This window comes from Secundilactobacillus collinoides DSM 20515 = JCM 1123 (assembly GCF_001435975.1).
Taxonomy (GTDB): Bacteria; Bacillota; Bacilli; order Lactobacillales; family Lactobacillaceae; genus Secundilactobacillus; species Secundilactobacillus collinoides.
Window position 1 is genome coordinate 70,090 of record NZ_AYYR01000129.1, and the last position, 18,835, is coordinate 88,924.

An 18,835-nucleotide genomic window follows, 5' to 3' on the forward strand; every position below is an offset into this window, starting at 1 on the left:
ATCTGGCCACACGTCTTCGTTAAAGACTTGCCATGCATTCCGTATTTACAAGTTTCAATTTAGCATACCATCAGAGTGATTTGCGTTGAAGCTGATTTACCTCCAGCTGTGTGCCTGCCGAAGCTCGCAGCGATGGAAAGTTTAGACTGCTGGCCAGCGACTTCAATCACTTCAGAGCAACCCCGCAAGGTCAATCCGCGTCACGAAGCGATAGATGTCGTAACTACTTGCAACCTGTTCCAACGCTCCACATGACAGGCGTTACTTCTTATTCTCTTCGATCCAAAACTTCAACGCCCGATTAACAATGGCCATTTCAGCTGGTGAAAAAGCCGCTTCGACTTTGGCCTGTTGATTATCAATGTAACTTTCCACATGCTGTTTCAACTCCACAGCCTTCTGCGTTAAGATCACCTGCTTCTGCCGGGCGTCACTGGCAGCCGATTGACGCACCACGAGGCCCTTGCGCTCCATGCGTTGCAGCAGGACCGTTGCCGTGGAACGTTGAATGTTAAATTCTGCCTCAATATCGCGCTGGAGAACAACGTCGTTTGACCGGCGTCCCAGAAAATCAATCATCGACATTTGGACCCCCGTTAGACCGTATTGTCGCGCGTAGGCGTCCATTGCCTTGTCCTGGTCGTTAGCTGCGCGTTTTATTAATACACCAAAATTAGATGCCATTTTTTTACCTAGTTTCTCCTAATTTTCTGTTTGGCCAGTGGTTGTGCGAACCGAGCGCATCAACGAAACAAGTGACACGACCATGACGATTGCTAAGACCAGCAGTGCGTGCTGCGTCCCAACGGCGGTCAAATGTGCCTGCGTGCCGTGACCGGATTGGCTGGCCGCCACAATGGCGGAGACGATTGACGTCCCGGTAGCGCCGGCGAACTGCTGCAAGGTGTTTAAAACGGCGTTCCCATCACTCTGCTGTTGTGTGCTCAATTCTGCTAGCCCGCTTGTCATGATGTTCCCGAAACTTAACCCGATACCAAACATATAGCCCAAATATACACTGATAATGACGATATTGCTCATGTTTTGCGCTAAAATAGTGAAAACAATCAGACAAACCAATACCAGTCCGCAACCAAATAAAATTGGTTTTCGCGCGCCGAAATTGTCGAGAATCCGACCACTTATCGGCGCCAGGGCAGCCCCCAAGGCAGCGCCTGGTAAAACGACCAGCCCGGCAATCGTGGAGGTTGAGCCGTTGACCAGCTGAATGTAGTTTGGCAACAGGAACGACATCCCTAACGAGATCAGCTGTAACAGGAAGAACGACAGGACGTGGCCGCTGAATCTGCCGGTTGTCATAACGCGCAGATCGATGACGGGTTGGGCGATATGCATTGACCGGTAAACCAATCCGACCAGTCCGATGACACCGATAAGCAGTGCACCACCAATATCGAGACTAAGAAAACTGGCACTGCCGATGTTACTGAAGCCCACGATCAAACCAATAAACGTGACCATAATCAGCAATACACTGATAACGTCCAACCGTACTTTACGAATCTGACTTTTTTGTTCAATCGTCATGATTCCGATAACCAGTGAGATGATTAATAACGGCCACAGAATGATGAAGACAAAGCGCCAGCCAAGGTAGTTGGCAACGATGCCGCCAAAGGTTGGCCCAATGGCTGGGGCAACGGCGGTGATGAGGGTTCCGACCCCCATCATGAGCCCCCGTTTACTGATGGGTACCTGTTCCAAAATAATGTTAAACATCAGCGGCAGGGCAATTCCTGTTCCAAACCCCTGAACGATTCGGCCAAATAATAACAGTGTAAAGGCCGGTGCCGTTGCATCGATCAGAACGCCGGCCATAAACAGCAGATTCGCCGTGATAAACAGCGATTTCGTTTTGAACCGCCGCTTAAACGTAGCTGATAGTGGTACGATGATGGCCACGGTCAACAGATAGCCAGTCGTCATCCACTGTACGGTGCTGGTAGTGACATTGAATTGTTTCATTAATGTGGGAAAGGTCACGTTCATTGACGTTTCCACAATGACCCCGCAAAACGACATCAGCCCAGTGGCAATCACCGCGGCAATGACTTTTGGGTCAATTTTTTGAGTTCTTTTTGTTTCTTGCATATTTCACACTCCTATTTTCGTTAGCAATCTAACGAAATATAGCGTAGCGCGATTGTTGCAAGATGTCAAAGGATAGTTTTCATTATTCTGGCTCGAGTGAAATTCTTGCAAAATCGTATCTTCAGTGCGATAACAATCCTTGCATTCAGTCTGGTGATTCGGTATGATGTAAATCGTAATTATTACGTTATAGGAGTGAAACCCATGAGAAAACACGTCATTTTAGAAGCAGCAGAAACCCACGAACGTCTTTACTTAACCAGTAAGAACGTTCGCAACACCCCGGAAAGACTGGAACTGCGTAAGTATTCACCAAAATTACGCCGACCGGTCGTTTTCCGCGAAATCAGCCGTTAAGGAGGCCGTTATTATGGAAAAAACTGATTTAGCCAGCGCTTACCGTCGTTTAAAGAGCAGCAACGCCAAAACGCGGGACCGCGCAAAGAAGACCATTAAAGATATTAAGCGTCAACAAGCAAACACCAAGTAGGAGGTATTGATCATGGCCGTACCAGCAAGACGGACGTCAAAGACTAAAAAACGGTCGCGACGTGCAAACCTGAAATTGACCGCACCCGCTATTCATTGGGACCCGAAAGCCCAAGAGTACACCCTGAGCCACCATGTGTCAGCCGAAGGGTATTATAATGGCCGCAAAGTATTGTAATTTAAATCAAACCACCTGATTCAGTCGCCGCTTGCAAGCGGCCTGGGTCAGGTGGTTTTTCTGCCCATGCACAACGTATTTCTGCTAATTGCCTATTCAAATTTAGTCAATAGTCGTTTTATAATAAAAGGTATCGACAATTGAAAGAAGGAACTGCTGTGGCAATCGTAAGTGTCATTTTCGGTCAGACGATGATCATGTTCTTGATCATGCTGATTGGTTTTCTGTGCTTCCGTGTTGGGCTGATTGACGACACTGGGAGCCAACAAATTTCAAACGTGGTTATCTACATATCTAATCCAGCACTGCTGCTGAATTCCTTTATTGGCAAACTTAAATCCTCGCAACTGATGGACGGGCTGGATATTCTTGGGCTGCTTATCGTCATGATGCTGATCACCGTTGTCATCGCTAAGCTGCTGTTTCGCAAGCCGAACCAAATGCTGGTGCGCTTTGCGTTGATATTTGCTAACTTGGGCTTCATTGGGCTGCCGCTTTCCAAGGCTGTCTTAGGGACCGGCAGTGTGTTTTACATGAGTATTTTCGTTGGTGTTTCAAACTTTGCTCTGTGGACCTATGGGATCTACATGATTTCCGGCGACCGGCGAACCATTCAGTTGAAGAAACTGGTCATTAACCCGGCCATTTTAGCGTTGGTGTTCGGTTTGCTGTTTGCCTTTACGGGCGTCCAACTGCCGCATGTTCTAGGTACCGCCGTATCAGATCTTGCCAACATGAACCTGCCGCTGGTGATGATCGCCATGGGCTGCTATCTGGCCGAGGGCGACATCCGCGGTGCGCTCAAGAGCCGCGACCTCTATGAAGCAATCGGCGCCCGGCTCATCATTGCCCCGCTGATTGTTTTAATTATGCTGAAATTTGTGCCGAATAATTTGATGATGGTCAAAGAGGTGATCCTGCTTGGGCAGGCTACTCCGGTTGCCGCGTTGATGGCGATCTTCAGCAAAACGTTCAACAAGAACTACCTGTTTAGTACAACCGTGGTTGGTTTGACAACACTATGTTCGCTGGTCACCATTCCGTTGTTTATGGGCGTGGCTCAGTGGTTTTGGAGATAGTGCGTTGCGCAAGACAGTTTAAAGACAGCTGCCCTCTGCCTTCCAAAACGCGTTTCCGCTGCGTAATGGTCGAACAATCCCCCACGTGCAGGGGGATTCCCTTTATATACCACAATTGCACACGGCACAATAGCGGTTCGATCCACCATGAACTGAAATCCGCGCAGCACCTGCTAAGTACACAAGGGTAACATAGTATTCTCATCCAACATTTCGGGTGATAGTACTACAAAAAGTCAGACCCAGTCATCGTGGTCTGACTTTTTTCTATGTGTGCGATACATTCCCGTTACTCAGCAACTGAATCCGCTGGTAGTGACCTATGCGCGCCATTAGCCAGACTACAGTGGGCGGTATCATCCGTGTGATCCGTTTTAGCAAATTCAATTGTTAATTTTCTAAGTTCATTATCGTCAATAAGAGCGATTGAGGCGTCCTGCTCAAATTGCTTTCGATCATTAGGCACAGTCCATCCACTCTGGTCCGGTCCCTTAGGAATAATCTGAAAATCTTCTGGTTCAAGACCCGCCATATAGTAGTGCACTTTGATAGCTTCAAAGTCAGTATTCTTCTTAAATGCAGGCATCGAATACAAATCACGGGCATACGCCCAGAGATTGTCGTAATCACATAATCGTTTCTTGTTACAGTTAAACTTTGTGTAATAAGCAGTATCAAACCGCGCCAATGTCGTATACAAACGAATGTCGCTGTCGGTAAGCTGATTACCGAACAAAAAACGATGGTGCCCCAAGCGCTCATTCAGCCAGTCAAGACGGTAAAAAAGATGATCATAAGCCTGTTCGTAGGCCTTTTGACTAGTTGCTCGTCCTGCTTTGTAAACGCCATTGTTCACGTCATGGAAAAGGATATCGTTTAACAGATCTATCTCATCGCGAATTGCTTCTGGGTAGAGATCAGGCGCATCGCGCTTTTGATAAGAAACCCATTGAACCTCTAAATAATTTGTCAATTTTTCGTGGTCATTCTGGACAACTTTTCCTGTTGCCTTATCGATGACCGCTGGCAGCCCTGGACGACCATCAAAATCAGGAATCGTTTTGCGATACGCCTTTAAGAGCATGGCACTGCCTGCTTTGGTGTCAAGGCCGCCATGGTCGATATCGATCGTGTCAATGACATTTCCAAGTCCTAACAGGTCAATCGCAATAGTTGCTCTGGTCGCCCACGGACAGGATTTTGAATAGACTAAACAATATTGATTTGATATCACTGGTAATTGACCAAGACGGTTGCCAAAAGGGGTGGTAATGGTTACTGAAGATTGTTGTTTTGACATGGTAAGCCTCCTGTAATGACATGCGAAAGATTTATTGCGGTTAGCAATTGCATGTATTATTGAACGCATTTACCCTGAGCGTCAATATACCGGTTATTGCGTACAGCTATCACGTTTTAGCCACTCGATAATGTTTCGGTCAAATCATCCAATTAAAGGCCGCCTATGCCTGTTGAGCATCCCTATAACACAGATAAGATTATTGTAAATACAGGTATGCAAACCACGCTCATTCCTGTCATTTTTGACCGCTAATCAAAACTTTTTTTCAATAAAGGTATTAATCTTGGCATAATCTAGCGCGTACAGAACAAAATCAATCATCAAAATCGATAAAACAACACTTTCTTAATCTTCTACGAAAAACAGTGCGTCTCAACGAGGTTCAAGCAAACAGCTTAACCCAAGTTGAGGCGCACTTTTTTATGATTGCAAATATAAACCGTCACACGGAATTACCCGTTTTAGACGTTACTCGGTAATGAACACATACTGTGAAAGATCTTCGACCCAGTAAGTGTGCACTTGTTCAGGATGGTAGCAAACGATATCCTGTAAAAATTCGTTGTCGATCAGGGTGTAGTAAATCTCATCCAGGTCATTAAAGGTTTCGATGTAGCCAATGTTATGTTGCCAGCGAAGGCTTTCACTCGCCTCGTTCCATGTTTCTGGGAGTTTCTCGATATCATATTGGCGGGCTAATTTTTTCCAGCTCGTCATTGGCACTACGGGTACACGTGTTGCTACGGTACTTTCAGGCATTTTTTTGTCAGTCCTTTCCAGTGGTTCAGGATAGCACTGATTCATGCCGTAAGCGGTTATATTTTGATGAGAATTAATAATTGGTATAGCGGCTAATTATACAAAATTAACAAGCATTGATAAGCCAACGTTGATGGGCTAAGAATTGCTTTATATCAACGATTATTCATATTTTGGGGCATTTACGAGTTAATGACCGCCGCTCAAAAATAGCCGTGATGCCCAACAATATTGGACATCACGGCCTGATAATCTATTCATCCTATGTTAAGACTGTGCGGTCACACCGTCGTTAATTGCTTGAATCAGGCTTTCTCGACCGTCCAGATCCTCATCGCAGTCATATAGAGCAGCGTGATAAATCTTGCGCCATGGGTCTTCCACGTTAGCATATTTCGTATCAAAGGACTTGATTTCGTATTGACCATCAGGCTGCACGTGGATAATGGCACAGCCAGCGGCTTCCTTATGCTCATGAGTAAAGGTGATTGGGAAGGTTATTTCTTGCGTTTGCACGTTTTTTGTATTGTGTTGCCGCGTTTTTAAAGTTGCCAGAATGTTGCCAATAATCGTTTCGCGTGTCACTGTTGGTGCCTCCATTTTTCAACCGATTTATTACTGCTATTAACCGTACCACAGTTCGCTGGCAAATTGAAAAGAATTACAGATACTTTGAACCTTCCCGAACGGCGAGCTTACTAAGTGAATGACTGGCGATAAAGGCTTTCACCCACTCGGAATCAGTCTTACTGTAGTCCCGCAATGCCCAACCAATTGCCTTTTGAATAAAGAATTCATCCGTTGAAATGTCATATTCGATTGCTCGCGTCAGCATCGTCTGGTCCAGCGTCTCTTTTTCGAGGAGTTGCAAAATGATGGCGACGCGCCGCATCCACATGTTCTCGCTCTGGTAAAACAAATCAAACACGACCTGTTTTTGTTCCGGATGCCGACGAATATACAAACCGAAAACTTTGCGCCACGTATCCACGGTATCCCACCATGATTTCTTAGTGATGAAACTGGTCAAGTGGCGAATATCCCCAAAATCAAACCGGCGGACATTGGCCACGCACATATCAATCGCAACGTACTGGTACTCCCGTTGCGACCGTTGATACAGTTGGGCTACCCCAGTCAAAACAGCTGCCACAGGCAGTTGTTTACTGGCCTGGATCAGGTCGTGAGATTGCTGTTTCCGGTCAGGCGTTTTGAGGCCAGCAAACGGAAACTGGTTACGCATATAACCCGCCATTGGTGCCTGATTGATTGGATTTTCAGTTAGTGTGAAGTCTTCAAATATGGCCATGCGGTGCTCCTTTGTTTTGTGGCGGGTGCCATCTCAAGCTGCCTTATAGGCACGCTGATGCATCAATTGCAGCGATTGTTAAACCCATCTCGGGTTCAATACCAGCCTTAGAGAAGCCCTGCGCGACACCCTACCCGCAACCCTTCCAGTCAGAATAATCGCCCTGAGTATTTTCAATGCTAAATCAGTATCATGTTCTCCAACTTCATTAACTCAATCTTCTTATCCACACCGGCAGCATAACCGGTCAATGCACCGTCTTTTCCCAAAACACGGTGGCAGGGAATAATAATCGAAATCGGATTATGGCCAACCGCACCACCCACAGCTCTAGCCGACGAACGGTGACCCCCATTTTCTTGTGTGACAGCATCGGCCACATCCTGATAAGACATCGACTGACCGTACGGAATTTGGCATAGCACATGAAGCACTTTTAACTGAAAATCAGTGCCCCGCGGCGCTAATGAAAGTTCTGTCACAGCGGGTTGTTCACCGGCAAAGTACCGATCAAGCCAACGTTTTGTGGTGTCAAGAACCGGATTAGACTGTTGCTGAACCTGGCTTAGGTCGTAGTGCGCGCCGTAATGTGCCTGGCCGTTAAACCAGAGGCCTTCCAGGGCATCCTCATTGGCCAATATCGTTAACCGGCCAACAATTGGCGTGTCATAGTAATCGCGATAAAGCATCCGTCATCCCTCGCTTTCTTCATAAACGGTCTATTGCATTTATTATACTAAAAAATGAGCCTTGGCGGTTTGCCGCAGCTCATTTTAGATTTAATATAGTTTGCCGACAATCTTATCTTCCGCAAACAAGGCCGAAACCCCGCCTGTGTGCCAGAAAACAACATTGCTGCCAGGTTTGATTTTACCTGTTTTCACATAATCCAGTAACCCCGCAAACGCCTTGCCAGTGTAGACCGGATCAGTCAAAATGCCTTCGGTTCGTGCTAAAAGCTGAATTGCTGCCGAGCCTGATTCACTTGGAATCTCATATCCATCGCCGAAATACGACTGATCAAAATGAGTATCTGCCAAGCTGACGTTCTGTTCCAACCCCAACAAGTCAAGGGCATCGTTTGCGATGTTGACCACTTTTTGATAGTGTTCTTCTGGTTTTGGACTCACGTTGATGGAGAGGATTTCTGTCGGATGATCCGGTCTTGAAAATGCCTTGGCACCTGCAATCAGCCCCGCTGCGGTACCGCCAGTACCACTCCCCTGCACAATGTAATCCACGGCCACGTCAGGCAATTGATCAATCAATTCCTTAAACCCTAACGCAAAACCGGTTGAGCCAATCGGGGTGGCCCCGCCAACTGGGATAATGTAGGCTTTATGACCTGTCTTTGCCAATTCAGCTGCCTCTTGTTTAGCCTCTTCCATCGCAAAGGCATCGGCCTGCGCCTCGGTCCGATCAGCCATTGAAACATAGTGGATTTTAGCACCGAGAATCTTATCCACTAAAATGTTAGCCCGATCATCGCCGGCTTTATTCGGCGTAATCGTCTCCAAGTACAAGATGACATCCAAGCCAGCTTTACGCGCAGCAACAGCCGTTTCCATGGCGTGGTTGGACTGAGTTGCCCCGAAAGTAATTAACGTGTCAGCACCCTGCTTCAGCGCGTCACCGACCAAGTATTCCAGTTTGCGAATCTTGTTGCCGCCAAAGAGGTTAGGACCGGTTAAATCATCGCGTTTCAGATAGAGATTCACCCCAAGTTGGTTTGAGAGACGGTCGAGTTTATGAACCGGCGTTGGGAAAAAGCCAAGTTCAAATTTTGGTAATTTGTTGTATTCAACCATTTTTTAAAGCTCCCTACTTTGTTGTAATGTCTTTACCAAAATACTTTTCAGACAATTTCTTCAAAGTACCATCTTTACGAACTTCGGCGAGCGCTTTGTTGTACTTTGTTTTAAGTTTCGTGTCCTTCTTGTTGAACAGTGCAGAAATTTTAGCAGGCTTTTGTTCTGAGCTAGTCAACACGCGTTCTTTCAGGCCCTTAGTTGAATTATCATTCTTGTAAGCAATCCAAGCAGCTTCAGCATTAATAATACCGTCAGCCTGTTTTTGTTTTACTAGACTTAATTCAGTTGTGAAATCACCGACTGGCTTGATTTTGGCGCCGAATTTCTTAGCAATAATTTCATTATCTGAACCGGTTGATTGTGTAAATGTCTTGCCCTTAATATCACTCGTTGACTTGATAGAATTATCATTGGAACGGGTAATCAAAACATACTTGGAATATACATATGGTGTTGAGAACAGGTAGTCCTTCTTCCGATCAGCAGTTTGCGTAATGTTATTCATGACAACATCGTATTTATCACTCCCTAGTCCGGCAATCAAACTATCCCATTTTGTTGGCACAAAGTTTGCTTTCAGGCCCATCTTTTTGGCAATGGCTTTGCCTAACTGCACTTCAAACCCAGTCAATTTCCCATTTTTACGGTAAGAATATGGAGAATAAGTACCTTCCAAGCCAATCGTCAGTTCATTGCTATGAACTAATTCTGACTTATAGCCACTATTTGATGAAGATGAACTTGAGCCACAAGCAGTCAATGCAACCCCAATCAATGCAACGCCAGCAATTACTAATCCCTTTTTCAATCTTGAACTAAATGTCATCTTAAATGACCTCCCAATTAAATGTTTTTAAATGTCATAGCTGAAATAAAATCTACAATCCGTTGATTGTCAGTATTAAAGAATTCTTTGACCGGCCCATCAAACAAAATTTGGCCGTCCTCAACAAAAATCATCTTGTTCGCAACCTGTTGCGCAAACGCCATATTATGCGTCACAATGATCATTGATTGTTCCTCATTGGCAATTTGAAGCAGTACTTTCAATACTTCAAGTTCCAGTTCCGGATCCAGAGCGCTTGTAGGCTCATCCAAAAAAATGTATTCAGGATGCATTGCTAACGAACGGGCAATGGCTACCCGTTGCGCCTGGCCACCGGACAGTTGGGTCGGGTACACATCAGCCTTTTCAGCTAAACCAACCTTGGCTAGCAATTCGTGTGCTTCTTCGGCCGCCTCCCTTTTGTTTTTCTTTAAAACTTGAATCGGACCCTCCATCACGTTTTGTAAAACGGATAGGTGAGGAAATAGATTATACCCTTGGAAAACCATTTCGGTTCGTCGACGTACCCCGAGGATCGTTTTGTTATCAACACGCTTCGATAAATCAATATCCTGATCATCGAAATAATAGTGACCAGATTCGGGACGCTCAAGGAAATTCAAAGAGCGAATCAATGTTGACTTACCAGACCCAGATGGGCCAACAATAACGGTTGTTTGCTTTTCTGGAAAGGCTGCCGAAATGTTATTCAAAGCCTTTTTGTCGCCAAATGTTTTATTTAAATTCTCAACCCTTAACATGTTGTCACCCCTTAATTAATTGGCGTCACGTAGCGTGAAGTGACTTTTTCTAAGTATCCCTGCAGCCATGAAAGAACGGAACAGAACAAAGCATAGAATACTGCAACCAGACTATACATCACTAGCGGTTGATAGTTTTGGGCCGCAATTTGTTGACTTACTTCAAACATTTCGACAATTGTAATTGAAGCAGCCAGGGAAGTATCTTTCACCAGACTGATAAAACTGTTAGACAGTGGCGGTAACGACACTCTGAGTGCTTGAGGTAAAATGATTCGCCTTAAAATGACCGGTCTCGTCATGCCAATTGAATAAGCGGCTTCCCACTGTCCATGCGGAATAGATAAGATAGATGCTCGAATCGTTTCTGAGCAATAAGCACCGGTGTTCAATGAAAATGTGAGGATACCGGCAGCGACCGGTGCCATTTGAATTCCATTTGGGAAAACACCCTGAATCTTTAAATATGGTAAGCCAAAGTACACGATAAACAACTGCACTAAAAGCGGCGTACTCCGGAATAGCCAGACATAAAATCTCGCAATTGCTTTGATAATTATAAACGCACCTTTTCGTTGTGATAATCGAATCAGTGCAGTGAACAGTGCAATGATCAAGCCGATAACAAATGAAACTATTGATATTGGAATCGTATATTTTAATCCAGCCGCCAAGATTTGCGGTGCTGAAGTGGTAATGATGTGCCACATAGTAAAACCTTCCCTTCATTCTGTTGCCTAACCAAACAAAAATCCGTCCCATGCAAGATTATCCTGCACAGGGACGGATTTTTCCGTGTTACCACCCATTTTCGCGTCATTAAACGCCTCTGAACACCTTAATGTCCAAAATGGTATCGTGATTCCCACGTGTCTCAAGCTTTCACCCTTGACAATTACTCCGAGCTCATCTTCAGACACCGTTCCAATCTACTCTTTCACCAATCAGTAGTCGCTTCACAAATATACTAAGTGTCTTACTCTTCTCATCAACGCTAATTAAAGTTCGATTAAATTAAATTATGTAAATCATACCGCATATTAATCAAAAAGCAAGTTAATAATCAGTTACAAGGTGAACGTTCAACAGTTAACTCGGGCAAAATTAGCCTTATAATGGGAATCGTTGAAAAATAAAAAAGTGTTCATTACTAATCACTTGTAGTGCCGTAAAGATTTAACGATGTTGCACATGCGATAGACAGCATGACCGAAACAGCGTCACAATTAGAGCGCAGTCTCAATCTGAAAGGAGTCCCAATGACCGATTTTTTCTACGAAACCATCACCCCAAACCGTAATCTGCCGTTCCACCTGCTCATTCACGATACTGGTGAAGCGCACCAAGTGTTAAGCCACTGGCATCAGTCGTTTGAACTTGCGTACGTCATCAGCGGTGAGAACCGCAATTTCATCATTAACGACCAGCGTTTTGACCAGTTGAAGGGCGAGGCCGTCGTGGTCAACCCTTACAAAGTTCATAGTTTGAATTTGCCGAAGGACCACGAGCGAATCGCCATAACCGTTATGTTGCCAAATGATATTCTGACAGCCAGCAACGTCACCGCGGCGACCCGCATTCAAAACCGCATTCCAGATGATGGCCATCTGCAACGACTCTTTACGACACTTTATCAAACCACACGCCACTTGAAAGATTCTGGTACACAGGCTGAACAAATTGGGTTGGTATACCTCATTTTGAGCCGACTCGTATCTCAATACAGCAGTGTCAACCCTGGAAAACAACTCCCCAAAATTTCAGCCCAGATGGATCACTTGTCGCCTGTCATCACCTGGATCGACCACCACTACCAGGAAAAAATCACGGTGGCAAAACTTGCCGCCATTGCCAATGTCTCGGAAAGCTATTTCGCCCACCTATTTCAAAAATATTTGCACCAGACGCCGCTTGCCTATGTTACAAGGCGTCGCCTGTTAGCCACCGAAAAACAGCTATTAACAACTTCTGACAGTCTAGAAACGATTGCATTTAATACCGGCTTTGCAAACGTAAAAGCCTTTAATCGGGCGTTTAGACAGCGCTATTTAATCTCGCCTCATCAGTACCGGCTTACTCATAAATAGCAGGATCTACCCTCTTTTAAGCAGAAAATGACTTCATTGTCATCGTGAAAGCGCTTTATTATTTGAATGTGAAATGCGTTAACAACTTACGAAATGGGGGTACCATCATGACACACACATCTGACGAACACGATTCGCTAATGTTTAAAATCGCGTTATTGTCTTCGACATTTCTGATTACCGGCGCCAGCGCAACATCTTCTCTGTTACCAAGTTTGCGACAAGCCTTTCCAGCCGTCTCAAAGGCCACCTTACAATCTTTTTTTTCGATTACAGCGTTACCTCAGTTTATTGCATTAATTGCGGCTGCCTTTCTCGCAACAAAATTTGGCAAAAGAAACGTTATCTTATTTGGAGCTTTATTATGGACAATAAGCGGACTATTGCCAATGGTGTTAAATAACTTTCCAATTATTTTGACAAGCAGAGTCTTTTTAGGTTTTAGTTTAGGATTGATTCAGCCAATAGGAACAAGCATGATTGCCGACTTGTACACAGGAGAGGCCCGCAATGCATTAATGGGTATTCAAAGTGCCGTCATCGGTATTTCCGGAACTGTATTAACCTTTGCAATTGGACTGCTCATTACCATTAACTGGCGGGCTGCCTTCTTAATTTACTTAATTGGCCTTATTGTTTTCGCATTAACATTACATTTCTTACCCAAAAAATTAGTTGGTGAAGGTAAGACACAACAAGTTGAGCAGAGTGTTAATTTAGAAGACAACTCTAGCAAACACCTCGGTAAGGATGTCATTATCTGGGTTCTTTTGACTTTTTTCTTTAACTTGGGTCAAGGTGGAGTCAACATTGATTTCAATCTAGCAGTTGTTGAAGAACACATCGCAACTGCAACTGGAGCTGCTAACATGATGGTCGCCTACTCAATTTTCGGCCTGATTACTGGACTATTATTTGGCATTTATATGAAGTTTGCTAAGCGCTTCGGTGGCGTTATCGCAGCCCTGTTATTTTTCCTAGGTAATTTGCTGATTGCCACAACTCATGGTGTTGCCATCTACTACGTTGCAATGATGCTAACTGGTGCCGGATTTGGCTTATTTATGCCATATATGTTTGCTGCGGTTAACAAACACACAACAGCCGCCAACTCCGCTTACGCAACTTCAGCCACGACAGCCGCCGCTTCATTAGCGAACTTCATTGCCCCATATGTTTATAGTTTTCTCGCAAAAATATTTGGCAATAATAGCAGCCAATTTGCATTTAATTTTGCCAGCTTATTCTCACTCATTCTAGTTCTTGGCCTCCTCTATGAATACTTTGCAGAAACTAAGAACCAAAAAAATATTGCGAAAGGAACAATTTAATATGACAAAGAGAGACATGACAAACTACATCGCACCAAAAGACTATAGCTACAAAGATTTCCCAGAAGCAACCGATACTCCTGAAGGCATGCAAACATTGAAGGTTTCATTGACCCCAAGTTACCCGCATGTTGAACTCAACGTCCCGTACGCGATAAAAGACGGAATCACCCTGCATCTGCACATTCTGACACCCGCCGGCGCACAGGGAAAGGATACGCGCTACCCATTGATCATGTGGGTTCAGGGTTCCGCCTTTCATAAACAGCAACTTGGCAACCATATGGCGCATATGATTGAAGTCGCTAAACACGGTTTTGTTGTCGCCATGGTCGAATATCGCTGGGCTCCAGAAAGTCCGTTTCCCGCCCAGATCAAAGATTTAAAAACAGCCACCCGGTTTATGCTGCGCCACGCAGGACAGTATCATGTTGATGCAAAACGCTACCTTGCCTGGGGCGATTCATCTGGCGGACACACTGTGTCAACAGCCGTGGTCACGGCTAACTTACAAGAATTCAACGATGAAGATGTCACTGAACAGCCACTAGACTACAAGTGTTGCGTTGATTTTTACGGACCAACTGATATCAGTCAAATGAACAAAGTACCGTCCACGCAAGACCACATTACGCCACATAGTCTAGAAGGTGAATTCTTCGGGACGAACCATATTTATGACGTGCCGGAACTGGTTCAAAAAGGAAATCCCATCACCTACGTTGGGGATAGTCCTCTGCCACCGTTCCTTATTATGCATGGGAACAAAGACCGACTCGTACCGTTTCAACAAAGCGTGTTGTTCTACAAAGCCTTAAAGGCCCATCATCAAGATGTGACCTTTTATAAAATTGACCAGAGCGACCACGGTACCGATGCGTTCTTCACGCCGGAAGCACTTGAAATTACGTTTAACTTTATTAAGTCTCATATCTAACGATTAAAAACGATGTCCAATTTTAGAGGCATCGTTTTTTATTATGAATTTGAAAGGACACAACGCTATATGACGTGAATTGCTATAATATCACTCGTTCAAGTTATTGTCTAAAGCACATAATGCTCGATTGCAACCGCCACACCATCCTCATCATTCGTCGCAGTCACAAACTTTACGGCTTGCTTCACCTCAGGTATTGCATTGCCCATAGCAACCCCATTATCGACAAACGACATCATGGTCAGGTCATTTGCTTGGTCGCCTATAGCCATCATTTCATCAGGGGTAACCCCTAATTGCTGGCCCAAGAAGGCCAAAGCAGCGCCTTTATTTGCATGAGCATTCATCATTTCCAGAAAATAGGGCTGGCTTCTGACCACGTAATACTTTTGTTGCAGTGTGGTCACCAACTGCTGATCAGCTAAAAATCGTGTTAAATATTTCGGTTCATCCGCTAGCATGCCCTTATAAATAACGGTCTTCGCTGAAACACCTTGGCCTGGTTGGTGCATCACCGGCAATCCCGTCAGTGTTGCATCTAGGGTTGTATATCTACCAACTGGAACATCCGGCGTGTAGATAGCGTCCTCAGTTTCCGCGTGAAAATGGATTCCTTTTTCCTGCGCCATTTTCGCAAATTTTTGGTAATCTGCCGAATTAAGGGCCTGACTGACAAGCAATTTTTGCGATGTTGTTTGAACGACAGCACCGTTTAGCGTAATCACATAGTGGTGCGCGCTCTGATTCAGGCCCAGCCGGTCAAGATAACTGGCAACACCACTGTATGGGCGGCCACTGCAAAGCACTACCTGAATGTCCTTTATCGTCGCAGTCCGAATCGTATCGACTGTATGCTGTGTCAATACGTGATCAGCATTCAAAAGCGTCCCATCAATATCAATGGCAATTAGTTTGATTGACATATTTAACTCCTTTTTGATTCGTTCTTAGTGTAATAACCACGCGTTTGTGGGCAACCACCATAATCACTAAAACAATGCCGAGAAACACGGGCAGCAATGCAACGTTGAACTGGGCCACGATTAGTCCGAAACCAGCGGGCATCACGCACGTGCCAACATAGGCACCGGCCATCTGCACGCCAATGACAGATTGAGACCGATCCGTACCAAATACCGCTGGGACCGAGTGCAACAACGCCGGGTACATTGGTGCGCATCCTAAGCCAATGAAAAGCAAGCCGGCAACCGCCATGGCCTCGCCAAGGGGCAATGTCATCAATCCAATACCGATGGCAACGAGCGTTTGACCCACCCAAATCAAATGGGTGTCATTCAACTTGTAAGTCAAAAAGCCGCTCACAAATCGACCAATTGTGATACCTAAGAAAAATAACCCTGCCAGACTAGCTGCGGTTTTCGTCGACAATCCCTGGCGTAAGACGAGATAGCTGCTAGCCCACAGATTAGTGGTCTGCTCCAGGGTGCAATAACAAAAGAAGGTCACCATCATAGGCCACGCATTAGGTAGTTTAATGATTTCTGACAAGTCCAAATTAAGTCTTTTTGCCGTACCGAAGTCACGCTGTTCCCGAGCGGTTGGCCAAAGCGCCAATGTCGCCACCAAAACCGCCGCAAAAACGACCTGAATCATGGCGACCGCCACATACCCCAAGTGCCAATTATGCGAGACACTGAGAATCTGCCCCATAATGACTGGGCCAAACGACGCGCCAATACCCCAGGTGCCATGAAGCCAGCTCATATGGCGGCTTTGATAGTGCAAGGCGACATAGTTATTGATTGAGGCATCAACCCCGCCGGCACCTAATCCGTATGGCACCGCCCAGATACATAACGTTAAAAATGACTGACTAAATCCGAACCCGAACAACGCTAAAGCACTGACCAGCACGCTGACGGCGGTGACACGTCCCGTTCCAAAGCGATTGGTAAGATGATTGCTGGCTAAACTTGATGCAATAGTGCCAATGGCAATCAGCATGAACACGATCCCTGAAAAAGAAACAGGTACCCCGAACACCGGGTACATGGAAGGCCAGGCAGCTCCGAGCAACGCAACCGGCAGTCCAAGGCTGACAAATGCCAAATAAATGATAAACAACATGTGAACTACCTCCAGAAACAAATAAATTAAAGTTAGATTATCGCCATTTATTAGTTGATACAACGCCATTTCGGCCATATACTATAACAAAACCGCCAAGAAGGAGTACCTGCCAAATGCCATTACAAGAATGCGGCCTGAATTTAAATCACGAACAGCTTGAATTAAAACCACACGGCGACCTGCTTTTTCCATGTGCTGGTTACGCATCGGACCTCACGCCCGTCACGACTATTCCCTGGCACTGGCATGAGGATCTCGAGCTCGTGCAGGTTACCGCTGGTCAGCTGACCCTAAGTCTGCCAGACAGCACGCTTGACCTGACTGCCAACGACCTCGTCATCATCAATTCCAATGTGCTGCACACGCTCACCACGCCAACAGCCGCAAGTTTACATTCCGTAGTTTTCAGTCCGTTGCTGATCACCGGCACCCGTGAGTCCGTTTTTGCCAAAAAATATCTCAATCCGCTAATCTCAGACAACGTTTTTTCTGGCATAAAATTGTCTGATATGGAACAATCGTATACCGATTGGTTCACCCAAGCTTTCTCAGCGCTGGCCACTGATCCAACCGGGTTCGAATTCATTGTCCGTCATACGTTATCGCAAATTGTGTTGGCGCTTGACCATACCTTCAAAACACAGTTTCATTCTCACCAGTCAAAACGACTGGCTGATGACCGTATTCATCAAATGCTGACATACGTGCACAAGCACTATTGCGACCCGTTAACAGTTGCGATGATTGCACAAGCGGCCAACGTCAGTGAACGCGAGTGCCTGAGAACATTTCAGCATGAAATCAAGCTATCTCCGATTCAATACCTGCTCAAATATCGGGTCATGCGCGGTGCTGAAGTTTTGCTCACCCAACCGGAGACAGCTGTCTCCCAAATCGCGATGAATAGCGGCTTTGATAGTCCAAGTCATTTCACAAAGGTCTTTCGCCGCTACTATAAACAAACACCCAGCATGTTTCGTCACCAGCAGACAACAAAATAAAAACGGCTTAGCAGCGACATCCAAACGATGAGCTGCTTAGCCGTTTTTAACTTCAATCACAAGAGTTTCGGGTCAATCTTCAATTCTTTAAAATAATATGCCTTGTCATGCGCATTTACTGTGCGAACGGCTTTACACGGATCGCCATAGGCCACAACATTGTCAGGTAAATCTTTCGTGACGACACTGCCGGCACCGACCACCACATTATCACCAATCGTCACACCAGGGAGAATCGTGACTGAAGCACCAATCCAACAATTATCGCCAATGGAGACTGGCACATTATACTGATATCCCTGGGCCCGCAGCTCTGGTAAAATCGGATGGCCAGCAGTCGCAATTGTGACATTAGGCCCAAACATCGTCCGGTTGCCAACGTAAATGTGGGTATCATCCACTAGCGTCAAATTAAAGTTCGCGTACACATCGTCACCAAAATGAACGTGCCGGCCACCAAAATTAGCGTGAAATGGCGGTTCGATGTAGCAGTGCTCCCCTATTTCAGCAAACATTTCGTGCAATAATCGATGCCGTTTATCACCTTCGCTTGGCCGAGTTTGATTAAAATCGTATAGACGTTCAAGACACGACAACTGAATCTTTGAAATTTCAGGATCGCTGGGGTTGTAAAGTGCTCGAGAATGCATTTTTTCAATATCGTTCATCATAATCTCCTTTTTTGGTTGAATCTTTTTTTAGGGCCCAGTTTAAAATTCAAGTGCAACACTAATCAACTAGACCTTTCAGACTAGACA

The 18,835-nt window shown here is 45.4% G+C and carries 22 protein-coding genes; 8 read left to right on the top strand and 14 right to left on the bottom strand.

The window, feature by feature from the left end; translation table 11 throughout:
* Nucleotides 1–261: 261 nt before the first annotated feature.
* Entirely contained in the window at nt 262–684 is a 423-nt protein-coding gene (locus tag FC82_RS16180; RefSeq protein WP_054761003.1) for a MarR family winged helix-turn-helix transcriptional regulator, read from the bottom strand.
* Between the two features lie 18 nt (nt 685–702).
* Nucleotides 703–2,112 (bottom strand): DHA2 family efflux MFS transporter permease subunit, encoded by a 1,410-nt coding sequence (locus FC82_RS16185; protein WP_056997505.1) that lies wholly within the window; start codon nt 2,110–2,112, stop codon nt 703–705.
* A 204-nt stretch (nt 2,113–2,316) separates the two neighbouring features.
* Here FC82_RS16185 and rpmG point away from each other — a divergent pair, with 204 nt between their 5' ends.
* The 4 genes from rpmG (at nt 2,317) to FC82_RS16200 (ending at nt 3,858) form a co-directional block, all read left to right on the top strand.
* The gene (rpmG, locus tag FC82_RS16190) at nt 2,317–2,469 is read left to right on the top strand and encodes a 50S ribosomal protein L33 (RefSeq protein ID WP_054761001.1); all 153 of its coding nucleotides are present in this window, start codon (nt 2,317–2,319) and stop codon (nt 2,467–2,469) included.
* A 13-nt stretch (nt 2,470–2,482) separates the two neighbouring features.
* Entirely contained in the window at nt 2,483–2,602 is a 120-nt protein-coding gene (locus FC82_RS16955) for a putative metal homeostasis protein (protein WP_161939724.1), read from the top strand.
* 12 nt (nt 2,603–2,614) lie between these two features.
* A complete protein-coding gene (gene rpmF / locus FC82_RS16195; protein ID WP_056997506.1) occupies nt 2,615–2,779 on the top strand; it encodes a 50S ribosomal protein L32 in 165 nt (54 codons plus the stop codon).
* A 158-nt stretch (nt 2,780–2,937) separates the two neighbouring features.
* A complete protein-coding gene (locus FC82_RS16200) occupies nt 2,938–3,858 on the top strand; it encodes an AEC family transporter (RefSeq protein WP_056997507.1) in 921 nt (306 codons plus the stop codon).
* 289 nt (nt 3,859–4,147) lie between these two features.
* On the opposite strand, the gene FC82_RS16205 is transcribed toward FC82_RS16200, so the two are convergent.
* The 9 genes from FC82_RS16205 to FC82_RS16245 all read right to left on the bottom strand — a co-directional run bounded on the left by FC82_RS16205 (nt 4,148) and on the right by FC82_RS16245 (nt 11,337).
* The gene (locus tag FC82_RS16205; protein WP_056997508.1) at nt 4,148–5,158 is read right to left on the bottom strand and encodes a glutathione S-transferase C-terminal domain-containing protein; all 1,011 of its coding nucleotides are present in this window, start codon (nt 5,156–5,158) and stop codon (nt 4,148–4,150) included.
* A 471-nt stretch (nt 5,159–5,629) separates the two neighbouring features.
* Entirely contained in the window at nt 5,630–5,920 is a 291-nt protein-coding gene (locus FC82_RS16210) for a hypothetical protein (protein WP_056997509.1), read from the bottom strand.
* Between the two features lie 267 nt (nt 5,921–6,187).
* Nucleotides 6,188–6,505, bottom strand: a complete 318-nt coding sequence (locus FC82_RS16215; protein ID WP_056997510.1) for a hypothetical protein — start codon at nt 6,503–6,505, stop codon at nt 6,188–6,190.
* Between the two features lie 76 nt (nt 6,506–6,581).
* Nucleotides 6,582–7,229, bottom strand: a complete 648-nt coding sequence (locus FC82_RS16220) for a DNA alkylation repair protein (RefSeq protein WP_054760992.1) — start codon at nt 7,227–7,229, stop codon at nt 6,582–6,584.
* A 179-nt stretch (nt 7,230–7,408) separates the two neighbouring features.
* Nucleotides 7,409–7,918, bottom strand: a complete 510-nt coding sequence (locus tag FC82_RS16225) for a methylated-DNA--[protein]-cysteine S-methyltransferase (RefSeq protein ID WP_054760990.1) — start codon at nt 7,916–7,918, stop codon at nt 7,409–7,411.
* Nucleotides 7,919–8,008: 90 nt separating this feature from the next.
* Nucleotides 8,009–9,037, bottom strand: coding sequence for a D-cysteine desulfhydrase family protein (locus tag FC82_RS16230; RefSeq protein WP_054760988.1), 1,029 nt, complete (start codon nt 9,035–9,037; stop codon nt 8,009–8,011).
* A gap of 13 nt (nt 9,038–9,050) precedes the next feature.
* Nucleotides 9,051–9,866 carry a transporter substrate-binding domain-containing protein gene (locus FC82_RS16235; RefSeq protein ID WP_054760986.1) on the bottom strand — a complete coding sequence of 272 codons (816 nt, stop codon included), beginning with the start codon at nt 9,864–9,866 and terminating at the stop codon, nt 9,051–9,053.
* Between the two features lie 17 nt (nt 9,867–9,883).
* Nucleotides 9,884–10,627, bottom strand: coding sequence for an amino acid ABC transporter ATP-binding protein (locus FC82_RS16240; protein ID WP_054760984.1), 744 nt, complete (start codon nt 10,625–10,627; stop codon nt 9,884–9,886).
* 11 nt (nt 10,628–10,638) lie between these two features.
* Entirely contained in the window at nt 10,639–11,337 is a 699-nt protein-coding gene (locus tag FC82_RS16245; protein WP_054760983.1) for an amino acid ABC transporter permease, read from the bottom strand.
* A gap of 495 nt (nt 11,338–11,832) precedes the next feature.
* Between FC82_RS16245 and FC82_RS16255 the strand changes: the two genes are divergently transcribed.
* From FC82_RS16255 to FC82_RS16265, 3 genes are all read left to right on the top strand, one after another.
* Nucleotides 11,833–12,714: an AraC family transcriptional regulator gene (locus tag FC82_RS16255; RefSeq protein WP_082620413.1), complete on the top strand. Its 882-nt coding sequence runs from the start codon at nt 11,833–11,835 to the stop codon at nt 12,712–12,714.
* A 107-nt stretch (nt 12,715–12,821) separates the two neighbouring features.
* Nucleotides 12,822–14,045 carry an MFS transporter gene (locus FC82_RS16260; RefSeq protein ID WP_056997512.1) on the top strand — a complete coding sequence of 408 codons (1,224 nt, stop codon included), beginning with the start codon at nt 12,822–12,824 and terminating at the stop codon, nt 14,043–14,045.
* A gap of 1 nt (nt 14,046) precedes the next feature.
* The gene (locus FC82_RS16265; protein WP_065101453.1) at nt 14,047–14,982 is read left to right on the top strand and encodes an alpha/beta hydrolase; all 936 of its coding nucleotides are present in this window, start codon (nt 14,047–14,049) and stop codon (nt 14,980–14,982) included.
* 110 nt (nt 14,983–15,092) lie between these two features.
* On the opposite strand, the gene FC82_RS16270 is transcribed toward FC82_RS16265, so the two are convergent.
* Together FC82_RS16270 and FC82_RS16275 are read right to left on the bottom strand one after the other, a co-directional pair.
* The gene (locus FC82_RS16270; RefSeq protein ID WP_056997513.1) at nt 15,093–15,908 is read right to left on the bottom strand and encodes a Cof-type HAD-IIB family hydrolase; all 816 of its coding nucleotides are present in this window, start codon (nt 15,906–15,908) and stop codon (nt 15,093–15,095) included.
* Nucleotides 15,883–17,073: an MFS transporter gene (locus tag FC82_RS16275; protein ID WP_056997514.1), complete on the bottom strand. Its 1,191-nt coding sequence runs from the start codon at nt 17,071–17,073 to the stop codon at nt 15,883–15,885. Before FC82_RS16275 ends, FC82_RS16270 begins: the two co-directional genes overlap by 26 nt.
* A 116-nt stretch (nt 17,074–17,189) precedes the next feature.
* On the opposite strand from FC82_RS16275, the gene FC82_RS16280 reads away from it, so the two are divergent.
* A complete protein-coding gene (locus FC82_RS16280) occupies nt 17,190–18,077 on the top strand; it encodes an AraC family transcriptional regulator (protein ID WP_056997515.1) in 888 nt (295 codons plus the stop codon).
* Between the two features lie 56 nt (nt 18,078–18,133).
* Here FC82_RS16280 and FC82_RS16285 read toward each other — a convergent pair whose 3' ends face one another.
* On the bottom strand, nt 18,134–18,745 hold the full coding sequence (locus tag FC82_RS16285) for a sugar O-acetyltransferase (RefSeq protein WP_056997516.1): 612 nt from the start codon (nt 18,743–18,745) through the stop codon (nt 18,134–18,136).
* Nucleotides 18,746–18,835 lie beyond the last annotated feature (90 nt).